The 12,114-nt window shown below is 66.9% G+C and carries 12 protein-coding genes and 1 pseudogene; 4 read left to right on the forward strand and 9 right to left on the reverse strand.

Features of this window, described 5'->3' with window-relative positions; all coding sequences use genetic code 11:
* Positions 1 to 32: 32 nt before the first annotated feature.
* The 6 genes from ACFWCF_RS06715 to ACFWCF_RS06740 form a co-directional block, all read right to left on the reverse strand.
* Positions 33 to 794, reverse strand: a complete 762-nt coding sequence (locus tag ACFWCF_RS06715) for an MspA family porin (RefSeq protein ID WP_378558800.1) — start codon at positions 792 to 794, stop codon at positions 33 to 35.
* Positions 795 to 1,374: 580 nt separating this feature from the next.
* Positions 1,375 to 1,584 (reverse strand): hypothetical protein, encoded by a 210-nt coding sequence (locus ACFWCF_RS06720; protein ID WP_378558803.1) that lies wholly within the window; start codon positions 1,582 to 1,584, stop codon positions 1,375 to 1,377.
* 18 nt (positions 1,585 to 1,602) lie between these two features.
* Positions 1,603 to 2,100: a molybdenum cofactor biosynthesis protein B gene (locus ACFWCF_RS06725; RefSeq protein ID WP_378558806.1), complete on the reverse strand. Its 498-nt coding sequence runs from the start codon at positions 2,098 to 2,100 to the stop codon at positions 1,603 to 1,605.
* Positions 2,101 to 2,174: 74 nt separating this feature from the next.
* Complete coding sequence (locus ACFWCF_RS06730; protein WP_378558809.1) at positions 2,175 to 3,413, reverse strand: S1C family serine protease; 1,239 nt, start codon at positions 3,411 to 3,413, stop codon at positions 2,175 to 2,177.
* Positions 3,414 to 3,546: 133 nt separating this feature from the next.
* Positions 3,547 to 4,926, reverse strand: coding sequence for an ATP-binding protein (locus ACFWCF_RS06735; protein ID WP_378558812.1), 1,380 nt, complete (start codon positions 4,924 to 4,926; stop codon positions 3,547 to 3,549).
* A gap of 8 nt (positions 4,927 to 4,934) precedes the next feature.
* The gene (locus ACFWCF_RS06740; RefSeq protein ID WP_378491897.1) at positions 4,935 to 5,624 is read right to left on the reverse strand and encodes a response regulator transcription factor; all 690 of its coding nucleotides are present in this window, start codon (positions 5,622 to 5,624) and stop codon (positions 4,935 to 4,937) included.
* 53 nt (positions 5,625 to 5,677) lie between these two features.
* On the opposite strand from ACFWCF_RS06740, the pseudogene ACFWCF_RS06745 reads away from it, so the two are divergent.
* Positions 5,678 to 5,824: pseudogene (locus ACFWCF_RS06745) on the forward strand (30S ribosomal protein S14); the annotation flags it as partial.
* Positions 5,825 to 5,834: 10 nt separating this feature from the next.
* Complete coding sequence (gene rpsR / locus ACFWCF_RS06750) at positions 5,835 to 6,092, forward strand: 30S ribosomal protein S18 (RefSeq protein WP_378558816.1); 258 nt, start codon at positions 5,835 to 5,837, stop codon at positions 6,090 to 6,092.
* 108 nt (positions 6,093 to 6,200) lie between these two features.
* On the opposite strand, the gene ACFWCF_RS06755 is transcribed toward rpsR, so the two are convergent.
* A complete protein-coding gene (locus tag ACFWCF_RS06755; RefSeq protein ID WP_378491933.1) occupies positions 6,201 to 7,064 on the reverse strand; it encodes a DUF559 domain-containing protein in 864 nt (287 codons plus the stop codon).
* A 159-nt stretch (positions 7,065 to 7,223) separates the two neighbouring features.
* Between ACFWCF_RS06755 and ACFWCF_RS06760 the strand changes: the two genes are divergently transcribed.
* A complete protein-coding gene (locus ACFWCF_RS06760; RefSeq protein ID WP_378558819.1) occupies positions 7,224 to 8,150 on the forward strand; it encodes an AEC family transporter in 927 nt (308 codons plus the stop codon).
* Here ACFWCF_RS06760 and ACFWCF_RS06765 read toward each other — a convergent pair.
* On the reverse strand, positions 8,139 to 9,929 hold the full coding sequence (locus ACFWCF_RS06765; RefSeq protein WP_378491895.1) for an ABC transporter ATP-binding protein: 1,791 nt from the start codon (positions 9,927 to 9,929) through the stop codon (positions 8,139 to 8,141). The genes ACFWCF_RS06760 and ACFWCF_RS06765 overlap by 12 nt on opposite strands.
* The gene (locus tag ACFWCF_RS06770) at positions 9,926 to 11,656 is read right to left on the reverse strand and encodes an ABC transporter ATP-binding protein (RefSeq protein WP_378558822.1); all 1,731 of its coding nucleotides are present in this window, start codon (positions 11,654 to 11,656) and stop codon (positions 9,926 to 9,928) included. Before ACFWCF_RS06770 ends, ACFWCF_RS06765 begins: the two co-directional genes overlap by 4 nt.
* Before the next feature lie 63 nt (positions 11,657 to 11,719).
* Here ACFWCF_RS06770 and ACFWCF_RS06775 point away from each other — a divergent pair, with 63 nt between their 5' ends.
* Positions 11,720 to 12,112, forward strand: a complete 393-nt coding sequence (locus tag ACFWCF_RS06775) for a hypothetical protein (RefSeq protein WP_378491893.1) — start codon at positions 11,720 to 11,722, stop codon at positions 12,110 to 12,112.
* Positions 12,113 to 12,114 lie beyond the last annotated feature (2 nt).

The following is a 12,114-nucleotide window of genomic DNA, read 5'->3' on the forward strand; positions in this document are numbered from 1 at the left end:
GGGGATTTACTGCGGGAGTGCTCGGACCGGACTCAGAGAGTCCAGACCTGGCCGTAAGTGGTGACGTTGTCGCCGTTGTCCGTGATCGCACGAACGAACGGGCGAACAGAGACGGGCCCGATGACGCCGGTGGCGGCACCGTGGACGTTGGCGATCTGCACTTCCTTGAAGTCGCCGTCGAATGCGTTCTCAGCAACGACGACCTCCGCGATACCGGGAGCCTGAGTCAGCTCGACGCCAGCGGTGACCTGCGGAAGCAGACCCTTGACGGTGGGCGTCGTCTTGACCGTATCTACCAGGGTGTACGCAGGAACCTTCTTGCCCTCAGCATCGAGGATCTCCTCGCCGTTCTCGTCGTGCTGGTAAACCGGCTCCCCGTCCGCGTCGAGGATCGGTTCCTGCACCTGGGCCGTTTCGAACTTGGCCTCGAGGTCCGGACTGGTCCAGCTGAAGCCGATCGCACCGTCGAGCGATGCCGACCATGCAACCTGGTAGCCGAACTGGAAGGTCGTGCCCTCGAACTCTGCAGCCTCGGGCCCGACGATGTTGGCGAGGCCGCGACCGTTGTGGAACCACTCGCGGCTCAGCGGGCTGCCACCGATCGGGGGCACACCGTTGATGAAGGTGTCTTCCTGGGTGACGATGACCTCGTGGCCGTCGGAGACGATCCGGTTCTGATCATTGACCTCGGCGCTTGCCGCTCCGGCCGATCCGAGAACCAGACCGGCCACAGCGGCCGCCGCCACCGTGGCGTTGCGGGCGGTCCGGAAACCGCGTCGCGTCTGAATCTTCATGAATGCCTCATTCGTTCTCTGGTGCCGGTTTGCGCGCCCGCGTCCGACAACTTGGTCGCCCTAGCCGTCCGCGAGGCGCATCCCACACTGAGCTCACCGCCGGTCTTTGCCGTCGGTGAGCTCGTTGTTGATCAACGTCCGCACGGTTTGCGTTACCGATTCGTGATCAAAGTGGGGTCGCCGCGACCTTTCCTTGACCTGATCGAACCTGTGAGGAGATTAGACCGTGACCAATCTCGAGGCAATGGCTACACCCAGCCTGCGGAACTCTCACGAAACACAGTCAGACACAAGTAGGAAACGCAAGATATGCGTCACCCGGATTCACCCCAAGATTCCGGAATGACCCGCGGTCATTGGGTGTTGCCATCAAGATTCGGACATTCATGCAGGTAACTGCTCGAATTACGTGCACTTTAAGTGCACATACCTCACCCGCCCCTGTGATCATGAACACCCGTTGCGCTCGCCACGCGGACACCCTGCAGGGAAACGCGACATTACGAATGGGTTGCGACACGCCGACCCGAGGACAATGCCAGGACTTAAGTTACCCTATGCAAAGTGACTGATATCACAATCATCCGTGATGAGGGGGTACCTGACGTTTGAGCCATTCGTCGGAGTCGCCCGATCTCTCTTCGTCGACCCCGCGTTCGTCCTTCGTCGTGTCGGGAAGGGCGTCCCCGAAGATCCGAGCAAGCCGCGCCCGGTCGATCCGGGCGCGGCTCTTCTCTTCAGCGGTGTTGTCCGACCGAGCGGTGTAGTCGCGCTCGTCGTCGTCCGCCATGTCGTCAGCAGAGATGAGTTATTCCTCCACTCGCGACAACTCTTCGATGACATGGGTCGCGAGAGGCAACAACGTTGCCATGCCGTCGCGGATCGCCGCGCGCGACGACGCGAGATTCACGACGAGCGTCGAACCCGACACTCCGACGAGCCCGCGCGAGAGGCCCGCATCGACGGCACCCGACGCGAGGCCGGACGACCGCAGAGCTTCGGCGATCCCCCTGATCTCGTGATCGAGCACGTCCGCGGTCGCGTCCGGAGTCACGTCGCGCGGGGTCACGCCGGTGCCGCCGACCGAAATCACGAGATCCACTCCTCCGATCACCGCAGTGTTGAGCGCGTTGCGGATCTCGATCTCGTCGGCGGATACCGACACGACGCCGTCGACGGCGTAGCCGGCTTCGACGAGCAGTTCCGTCACGAGCGGGCCGGTCGAATCGGGGCTGTCTCCGTGGGAGACCCGGTCGTCGACGATCACGACGAGTGCGCGTCCCTTTAGGGGAGTTTCGAGTTCCATGGAGTCAAAGGTAGTTCGCAGGTCGTCCGGACGCGCAGTGTGTTCGACAATCTCCATGATGTCTGCCTCCTGAATCATCGGCCACCATCCGCGTCGGAGGCGGTTTGAACATCGACCGTCGTCGGGTTGTTGCCCTGCGCGTCGGTGTACGTGACGCTCACCGTGGTGCCCGGCGCCTGCGAGCGGATCGCCGCGATCAGGGAATCGCCGTCCGTGACGACGCGGTCGTTCACCTTCGTGATGACCGAACCGGCGGGGATCCCGGCACGATCGGCGGGCCCGTCCTGAACCACCTCGACCACGGCAGCGCCGTTCACGTCCGCCCGAGCGGGGACCTGGACACCGATGAGCGCATGTGTCGCGGTGCCCGTGGCGATGAGTTCGTCTGCGATCCGCCGTGCCTGATCGACGGGAATCGCGAAGCCGAGGCCGATGGATCCGGACTGTTGACCCGACGTCGCGATAGCGGTGTTGATTCCGACGAGGCGACCTTCCATGTCGACGAGCGCACCACCCGAGTTGCCGGGGTTGATGGCGGCATCGGTCTGGATCGCGTCGATCACGGTGTTCTGATTCCCGGTTTCACCACTGGCAGAGACGGGCCGGTTGAGCGCCGAAACGATTCCCGAGGTCACCGTGCTTTCGAGGCCGAGCGGTGAGCCGACCGCCACCACGGGCTGACCCACCTGGAGGTTCTCCGAGTTGCCCATCTCGATGGGGGTGAGGTCGTCGCGGCCTTCGGCACGGATCACCGCGATGTCGGTCATCGGGTCCGTCCCGACCACCGTGGCCTTTGCCGACGATCCGTCGGCGAAGGCCACGGTGAGCTCTGCGCCCGGACCGGCTCCTGCCACGACGTGATTGTTGCTGAGGATCAGACCGTCGGACGAGAGGACGACCCCCGACCCTTCACCCGCACCGGAACGCCCGACCACCTCGATACGGACGACGCTGGGCACGACCCGCTGCGCGACCGCCTGCACCGACCCCTCGGGGGCATTCGCCACCGTCGTGGTCTCCGGTCGAGGTGAGTCGAGTGAGTTGACCACCCCGGCTCCGCCGGAATCACGAACCGACCATGCACCCACCGCGCCACCGATACCGCCACTGACGATCGCCAGGGCGACAGCACCCACGACGAGTGCGGTACGCCCGGACCTGCGCTGTTGCGGGGGCTGCGGCGCCTGCTGGTACGGAGCCGTCGGCGGGGTTCCGTACTGGTACGGCTGCTGCGGCTGCGCGGAGCCGGGTTGTGCATGCCCAGGTTGCCCGTGCGCAGGTTGTCCGGAACCGTGGGTGGGGTCGTCGGTCATTCGTTCGTCGCCTTCATCCTTAGAGTCGATCCGAGTGGAGGATTTCTACTTCATCCAATATGGACCCGACAGCTGAGAAGGTCCTGAAGAATCAGCTCAGAGTTTCCTGGCAATTCCACTCTCTCGGCGATCATCAGGCATCGAGTTGCGGAGTGCCCGGAAGAACGATGCGGATGAGGGCACCCCCGCGCTCCGACCTGTCCACCGCGATCGTCCCGCCGTGCTTCATCACCACCTGCCGCACGATCGCCAGACCCAGCCCCGAGCCGGGCATCGACCGCGCGGTCGTCGCACGGTAGAACCGTTCGAACACCAGCTCACGCTCTTCTTCTGGGATGCCGGGTCCGGCGTCGTCGACGGTCAGTTCCATCAGGCCGGTGCCGATCTGGTGCATCTTCACCACCACGTCCTGGTCGGCCGGACTCCACTTCGCCGCATTGTCGAGGACGTTGACCACCGCTCGGGTGAGTGTCGCGTGGTCGCCGAAGACGAACCACTGTTCGGTGACAGCGGTGAAATCGATCTCCGTGCGACGTCGTCGTGCGCGCTCGAGGCTGCGATCGACAACCTCGGCGATGTCGACGGCCTCGAACACCGTCTCCGGCGCATCCTCCCTTGCCAGGTCGACGAGGTCGCCGACCAGCGTCGACAGTTCCGCGATCTGACCGACGACGTCTTCGCGGAGTTCGGCCATGTCGTCGTCGGGCAGGCTCGGTGCCCCGGGGCGGCTCGCGGCGATGAGCAGTTCCATGTTGGTTCGCAGCGAGGTCAGTGGCGTGCGCAGCTCGTGGCCTGCATCGGCGACGAGCCTGGACTGTCGCTCCCGTGATTCGGCGAGCGCCCGCAACATCATGTTGAAGCTCTCGGTGAGTCGCGCGAGTTCGTCGTGCCCGGTCACCCGGATGGGTCTCAGGTCGTCGGTCCTCGCGACACGTTCGGCGGCGGCGGTGAGTCGCGCGATCGGCCGCAGACCGGTGCGACCCACCGTTGCACCGACAGCCGCGGCGAGCACCACCCCGCACCCGCCGACGATGAACAGCACGCTCGCGAGCCGGTTGAGCACTTCGACGGTGGGTCGCAGTCGCTGCGCGATGACGATGGTGCTGCCGTCGGGGATCTGCTGCGCCAGGACCCGGTGCTGCGCGACGGTCCGCAACGACGACGGTTGATCGCCCTCGGCGACGGCGAGTTCGGGATCTCCGATCGGCACCGACGACCCGGGCGGCACATATCGGCCGAGGTCGGGGTAGATGAGCGCGACGCTGATGTCGGAGCTGTAGAGCTGGGCGCCCCCGATGTAGCGGGGATCGTAGGTGATCAGCGTGCTCGATTCGACGAGCGCGGCCACCCGGGCGTGCAGTTGCTTGTCGATGTCGGAATAGAGGGCACGCGACACCACCATGTACGCGGCAATGGATGTCACCGCGACCGCGAGCGCTACCGCTCCGGCAGCCAGCCAGGTGACCCGGGTGCGCAGCGGCACCGAACGGGTCAACAACATGGGAGGTCTCATCTGCTCACTCACGGAGGGGTCTCGCGGAGCACGTAGCCGACGCCGCGCACCGTGTGGATGAGTCGCGGTTCGCCCCCGGCCTCGGTCTTGCGGCGCAGGTACCCGACGTACACCTCGAGGGCGTTACCCGACGTCGGGAAGTCGTAGCCCCACACTTCCTCGAGGATCCGGCTACGAGTGAGCACACGCCGCGGATTCGCCATGAGCATCTCCATGAGCGCGAACTCGGTGCGGGTGAAGCTGATCTGCCTGTCCCCGCGGGCCACCTCACGGGTCGCGGGATTGAGGGTGAGGTCGTCGAAGCTCATCGCGTCCTCGAGCCCACCTTCCGGATCCGGGCCGGCGCGGCGCAGCAGCGCCCGGAGCCGGGCGAGGAGTTCTTCGAGCGCGAACGGTTTGGGGAGGTAGTCGTCGGCGCCGGCATCGAGCCCCGATACCCGCTCCGACACCGAGTCGCGTGCGGTGAGCACGAGGATCGGCAGGTCGTCGCCGGTGCTCCGCAGTCGGCGGCACACTTCGAGCCCGTCGACGCGCGGCATCATGACGTCGAGCACCATCGCGTCGGGTCGGGCGGCGGCGACCTTCTCGAGTGCGTCGTGCCCGTCGAACGCCAAGTCGACGGTGTATCCATTGAAGCTGAGTGATCGGCGCAGGGACTCCCGCACCGCCCGGTCGTCGTCGACCACCAAGATGCGCATGCACACCAGTGTGAACCGAAGCGCTGAGAGGTGCCTGAGAACGGTTGCGCTGTCAAGCCCGTGTCGCGAGTCCGGTACGATTGCGCAATCGAGACGCTGCGGACGGTCGCCCACGCGGCCACCTGCGGAAGTTCGGGTTCTCATGGACACGTGAGCCTGCCCGCCCCGGGAGTTACCCGGCGTCCACGTCGAGCTGGTGAGGAGCGAGGAATGGCTGTCAAGCGAGGACCGTCGAAGAAGTCGCGTGCCGTCGAGGGCCGCAAGCCGAAGAAGAATCCCCTCTTCGCGGCAAAGATCGATCATGTCGATTACAAGGACGTGAACCTGCTCCGCACGTTCATCTCTGACCGCGGCAAGATCCGCAGCCGCCGCGTCACGGGCCTGACCCCGCAGCAGCAGCGCGAGGTCGCCATCGCCGTCAAGAACGCCCGCGAGATGGCTCTGCTGCCCTACGTCACCAGCAAGTAACACGCATCGAAGGCGCCCCTCCCGATTTTCGGGAGGGGCGCCTTTCGTCACGGTCGAGTGTGCAGTTGTTGTCGTCTGTACTCGATGCGCGCGCCGAGTTGTGCACGCTCAAACTGGCGCTCCGGCCGCACGGAGCCGCTGCCGGACCCGGGCCACGATCGATGCGGGCTTTCGCCGAAGCTGCTCGGAGTTGACGCGGACCACCGACCATCCGAGCGACGCAAACGCTTCGTAGCGCTCGATGTCGTACGTGCGCTGACGTTCGTCGGTCCAATGGTGAGTTCCGTCGTACTCGACGGCTGTGCGCCATTGTCGCCATCCCATATCGGCGTGCCCGATCACCCGTGAGCCGTCGACGATCGGCACCTGCGTCTCGGGGGTCGGTAGGCCGCTACGGACGAGCAGCAGCCGAACCCGGGTCTCGGGGATCGATTCGGCGCCCGGGTCTACCAGCGCCACAACCGCGGCCAACTGCTTCAAGCCACGCTCACCGGGATGACGCGCAGCGAGGTCGAGGATGCCGCGGGGGTGAAGGCCGGTCGCTCGGCACAGTCCGTCCAGTGTGGCGATCGCGTCGTCACGCTCGAGCCGGCGCCCCACGTCGAACGCTGTCCGGGCCGGTGTCGTGACACGCATCGCGTCGACGACGCACATCTCGTCGTCGCTCAATGCGGTGCTGTGGATCACCACTCCGGCGGAGCCTCGGCGGCTACCGGTGCGAACGAGTTCGGCCGGGGCGGTCGTGTCGATCCAGCGGCAGCCGTGCAGAGCCGCAGCGGACAATCCCGCCGCCACACCGCCGCGAGCGGACCACAGCCACGCCGCCCGCGCCCGCAGTACCGGAGTCACCTCCACGTCCGGATGGATGTAGACGTTGCGGTGCACCCGCCGGAAGCGGCGGAGCTGTCGCAGCGACACTCGGCCCGCGGCCACCGCTTCGGTGCCGATGAACGGTTCGTCGAATTCCCCCATGAGCACCGACAATGCCCGGCGCTGCGCCCGCAGGGAAGGCGCGGGAGGCATATGTGGACAACTTCGTCGTTGTGCACAAGTGGGCAGTTTTCATGACATTTGCGACCAGATGTGCACGGTCGATCGAGCGCCGTCAGGAGATCATTAGACTAGGCAATCGTGTCTGGCGTGATCTCGGGATTCACTGTGATCTTCGTGATCATCGCAATCGGCTTCGTGCTGGGCCGACGCGGCACGCTCGGCGCCGAGGCACAGACGGTACTCAGTCGCATGGTGTTCGTCGTCGCCACGCCCGCGTTGTTGTTCGACGCGCTCGCCACCTCCGACCTGTCGACAATCTTCTCCGAGCACCTCTACGTCGGCGCGACCACCGCGTTCGCCGTGTCCATCGTCTACATCGTGATCGCCCGCATATGGCTGAAACGTGCGGTCCCCGAGTTGACGATCGGCGCGCTCTCATCCGGATACGTCAACTCCGCGAACCTCGGCATCCCCATCGCCGTGTTCGTGCTCGGCGACGCCTCGTTCGTCGCGCCCCTGATGCTGTTCCAGATCGTGGTGCTCTCCCCCATCGCGCTCACCGCCCTCGACCTGTCCACCGCGCGACAGGGAGCATCGCGGATCCAGACGCTCATCACACCGTTCAAGAACCCGATCGTCGTCGCCGGTGCTGCCGGGCTCGTCGTCGCAGGGAGGGGGTGGAGCGTGCCCGACGCACTGCTGCAACCGATCCAGCTTCTCGGCGGCGCGTCGGTGCCCGGCGCACTTCTCGCGTTCGGGTTGTCGCTGCAGGGCGTGCGGGTACTCCAGAAGGGCACCAGCCCGAGGCGCGACATCGCGCTCGCGTCGATGCTCAAGATCGTCGTCCAGCCGGTGCTCGCGTGGGCGATGGGTCGCTACCTGCTCGGGCTCGACGGCACAGAACTGTTCGCGGTGGTCGTCGTCGCGATGCTGCCGACCGCGCAGAGCGTGTTCGTCTACGCGAGCGCCTACGGCCGCGGCATGGTCCTCGCCCGCGACGCCGCGCTCGTCACCACCATCGCGGCGATCCCAGGGATCGGCGTGGTCGCCGCGCTACTCGCCTGATCTTCCCACCGACCACGCGGCCCACAGTCGCGCATACCGGCCGCCGCGGCGAACCAGCTCGTCGTGCGAGCCCTGTTCGACGATCCGCCCGTCGTCCATCAGCACGATCCGGTCGGCGCGCGCCGCCTGGCTCAACCGATGAGCGACGATCAGCGCGCTCCGCCCCTTCAATGCTTCCTCCGCCGACGCCTCGAGCTCGTCGGCGCCTGCCGACCCGGCGTCGGCCGTGGCCTCGTCGAGAATGACCAGGGCCGGATCGAGCAGGATCAGGCGTGCCAGCGCGAGCTGCTGTTCCTGCATCGGAGTGAGGACGTGGCCGCCCGAGCCCACCTCGGTGTCGAGCCCCGACGGCAGCCGCGACACCCAGCCGTGAGCTCCGACCCGTTCGAGCACGGAGACGAGCTGCTCGTCCGTTGCGTCGGGAGCTGCCATCCGCAGGTCGTCGCGCACCGCTCCGGAGAACACGTGCACTTCCTGGGTGACGAGAGCGATCTCGCGGGTACGACGCTCGTCGCCCAGTTCAGCGATCGGGACTCCACCGAACGTCACGGTTCCGGCGCGTACGGGATGCACGCCCGCGAGCAGCGCTGCGAAGGTGGTCTTCCCCGCCCCGGAGGCACCGACGAGCGCGACGTGTTCGCCGTCGCCGATTGTGAGATCCACCCCGTGCACGATCTCCGGTCCGGTCTCGTATCCGAAACGCACGTCGCGCGCGACGAGTTCACGGCCCGCCGGCGACGGCGACTCGGCATCCTCGCGATCCGTGCCGTCGTACTCTTCGCACTCCTCGATCAGACCCGCGATCCGCGACAGGGACGCGAGTCCGCTCTGCAGCGAGTCCATCACCATCAGCAGCTGTCCGAGCGGCCCGAACAGTCGCAGGAAGAACAGCATCGCGGTGGTGGTGACGCCGACGGTGACCGCGCCGCCGTCGACGAGCAGGAACCCGACGAACAGGATCGACGCCATGCCGAGGAATTCGGCGAGGTTCACCCGGCCGAACAGGCGGTTCACGACGATGCGGGCCCGCAGCTCCCACCGCGCGACCCACCACGAATGTTCGTCGATCGGGCCGGCGAGGCTCGGTCCGAGATCGAACGCGTGCACCGTCGGCAGGCCACGGATCCCGCCGAGTACGTGGTGCGCACGCTCCCCCATCGCGATCCGCGACTTCTGATAGATCGGCGGGGCGGCGCGCGTGTACATGCGCGCACCCAGATAGTGGACGGGCAGCACCACGATCAGCACAATCAGGAAACGCCAGTCCAGCACCGCCAGGCCGAGCATCGTGAGCACGACGGTGAACAGTGCACCGGAGATCGCGGGGGCGGCCTCACGGATTGCGGAACTGACCTGAGCGACATCGTCCGTCGCCCGCGACACGAGGTCGCCGCTGCCCGCCGATTCGATCCGGGCCAGCGGCATGCGCATCGCCGCCGCGAGCATGCGTTCGCGCAGGCGTGCCAGACCGGTCTCGAAAAGCTGCGAGGTGAGCATCAGGCCGAAACCACTCAATGCAGCGAACACCACGACGCCGACGACCATCGCCGCGGCGAGCCACGCGATGTCGGTGAGATCGCCACCCTCGAGCACGACATCGACCGACCGCCCCATCGCCCACGGCGTCACCAATCCGGCCGCGGCACCGACCACCAGCACGACGAACAGGCCGCACGCCGCGGGGCCCTTACCTGCGAACGCCGAGCGCGAGATGCGGACAGTGCCGCGCGCATCCGCGGTCCGGAACCGCTCACCTGCACGAACGCCAGTGGTGGTCATCGGCTCTCTCCAGGGGATGCGAAGGAACGTCCAGGTACGTCGCGGTCGGTCAGCACGACCACGTCGTCGGCCGCTGCCGTGAACGCGGGCGATCGGGTGAACACGACCGTGGTCTGTCCGCGCCGCAGCTCCGGCAGGCGTTCGGCGATCGTGGCCTCGGTGACGGAGTCGACGGCCGTCGTCGGATCGACCAGAACGAGCACCTCCGCCGGCGCGGCGAGAGCGCGTGCGAGCGAGACACGCTGGCGCTGTCCACCGGACAGCAGCCGCCCGGCCTCACCGACCGGTGTGTCGAGTCCGGCGGGCAGTACTCGTGCGACGTCGTCGCACGCGGCAGCGAACACCGCACGGGTGACCCGCGCATCGGCATCGGAAGCGCCCTCCGGTATTCCCGCGGCGATGTTGTCGACGACGGTGCCCTCGAACAGGTGCGACGCGTGCGGCACCACCCGCATGCTGCGCCTGGCTGCGTCGGATCCGAGGTCGAACAGGTCGACGCCACCGATGAGGACGCGGCCGCGTTCCGGGTGTCGTGAGCGCGACAACACGGCGACGAGATCTGCGGTGGTCTCTGCGTCGGTGTGGACCACGACGAAGGCACCCGCGGTGATGCTCAGGTCCAGGTCGCGCGCGTGTCCGGCAGTCAATGAATCGAATTCGACGGCGGAGTCGCCGGGAGCGTCACGATCACCGGTGTCGACGGCGGGCGGCGCCTGCAGAACACTGAGAACTCGTTCCGCGGAGGCGACCGCTGCCGCCCACACCGCACCCATGTTGGATCCGAGCGCGGCGAGCGGACCCATGATCACCTGTGTCACGCCGACGACGGTGATGAGCTGCCCCACGGTCAGCGACCCGGTCACCGCCATCGCTCCTGCCGCCACAGCGACACCGACGATGAGCAGGCCCGACGCGAATTCCATGGTCGCGATGTATGCGCCTTCGGCACGGGCCGAACGGAGCACGCCGTCGAGGGCACGGCGACTCGCTCCCACATACCGCCGCGACGCCTCCGCGTCGGCACCGATGCCCTTGACGACACGAATGCCCGTGACGAGGTCGGTGGCGGTGCCTGCGGCCGCACCCGCGACCCGCTGTTCCTCGAAGCTGCGCCGGCGCAACGGGCCCGAACCTTTGTCGAGCAGCCACAGGATCACCGGCGCTCCGATGAGAATCGCCAGGCCGAGCGGCCACGACACGCTCAGAAGCATGATTGCTCCGAACACGACCGCGGCGACGTGACCGATCGGGTACACCATGACGGCGATGCCACGGGCGAGCTGCTCGACGTCCGACGTCGCGATGTTGAGCATGTCGCCGGGGGTCCGCTGCGGACCGCCCACACCGCGCACGTCGAGGATCCGGTCGGTCACGCGCGTGCGCATCCGATGCTGCACCGCGAGCATGCCTGCCTGCCCGATCCGCCCGCCGAACCGGGCCGACACCGTCAGGACCGCGAAGACCGCGGCGAGGACGAGCAGCCACCGCCACAGCGCATCGAAGTCCCTGGTGGCGACCGCCCGGTCGATGGCCTGCCCCATGACGACGGGCACGAGCGTCTCGCACACCTGATGGATCGCGACCAGCAGCGCGGCGGGAATCGTCCACTTCTTCGCCGCCAGCATCGTCCGCACGGTGAACCGGCGCGGAGTGGTCGTGTCGTCGACGACGACCTCGGGCGTCGGCATCGCCCGGGGAGGCGGGTCGAAAAACACTGGCAGCTTCATGGTCCTCCGGTCATCGTGCGCGGCCTCCACACATTGCCACGTGGCACGCCTACGGTGGAAAGCATGCGTCTGTTCGTGCTCCTCGCCTGCTGCCTTCTCGCCGCCGCCTGCGGTTCGACACCCCCGGACGTCGAGCCGCTACCGGAGAGTCCCGAACCCGCAGGCGCCACGGTGTTTTCGGCGCGACCCGACATCGTCGAGGCTCATCCTCTGACGATCACGTCTTTCTCGCGCAGCGGCGACGACCGGATCTCGCTGCATTTCGAGACCGGAACTCCGCAGTGCTTCGGCGTCGATCCGACCGTGACCGAGACCGACGACGTCGTGACGGTGTCGCTGATGGGCGGCACCTTGCCCGAGATGCAGGACAGCATGTGCATCATGGTCGCGGTGTTCGGAACCATCGAGGTTCAGTTGGAGTCACCGCTCGGGGATCGAGTGGTCACCGCCGCCTGACC

The sequence above is a fragment of the Rhodococcus sp. NPDC060090 genome, from assembly GCF_042729855.1.
Taxonomy (GTDB): domain Bacteria; phylum Actinomycetota; class Actinomycetes; order Mycobacteriales; family Mycobacteriaceae; genus Rhodococcus.

Coding starts and splice junctions, on each gene's coding strand:
- ACFWCF_RS06715 (WP_378558800.1), bottom strand. CDS start 794: ATGAAGATTCAGACGCGACGCGGTTTCCGGACCGCCCGCAACGCCACG.
- ACFWCF_RS06720 (WP_378558803.1), bottom strand. CDS start 1,584: ATGGCGGACGACGACGAGCGCGACTACACCGCTCGGTCGGACAACACC.
- ACFWCF_RS06725 (WP_378558806.1), bottom strand. CDS start 2,100: ATGGAACTCGAAACTCCCCTAAAGGGACGCGCACTCGTCGTGATCGTC.
- ACFWCF_RS06730 (WP_378558809.1), bottom strand. CDS start 3,413: ATGACCGACGACCCCACCCACGGTTCCGGACAACCTGCGCACGGGCAA.
- ACFWCF_RS06735 (WP_378558812.1), bottom strand. CDS start 4,926: ATGAGACCTCCCATGTTGTTGACCCGTTCGGTGCCGCTGCGCACCCGG.
- ACFWCF_RS06740 (WP_378491897.1), bottom strand. CDS start 5,624: ATGCGCATCTTGGTGGTCGACGACGACCGGGCGGTGCGGGAGTCCCTG.
- rpsR (WP_378558816.1), top strand. CDS start 5,835: ATGGCTGTCAAGCGAGGACCGTCGAAGAAGTCGCGTGCCGTCGAGGGC.
- ACFWCF_RS06755 (WP_378491933.1), bottom strand. CDS start 7,064: ATGGGGGAATTCGACGAACCGTTCATCGGCACCGAAGCGGTGGCCGCG.
- ACFWCF_RS06765 (WP_378491895.1), bottom strand. CDS start 9,929: ATGACCACCACTGGCGTTCGTGCAGGTGAGCGGTTCCGGACCGCGGAT.
- ACFWCF_RS06770 (WP_378558822.1), bottom strand. CDS start 11,656: ATGAAGCTGCCAGTGTTTTTCGACCCGCCTCCCCGGGCGATGCCGACG.
- ACFWCF_RS06775 (WP_378491893.1), top strand. CDS start 11,720: ATGCGTCTGTTCGTGCTCCTCGCCTGCTGCCTTCTCGCCGCCGCCTGC.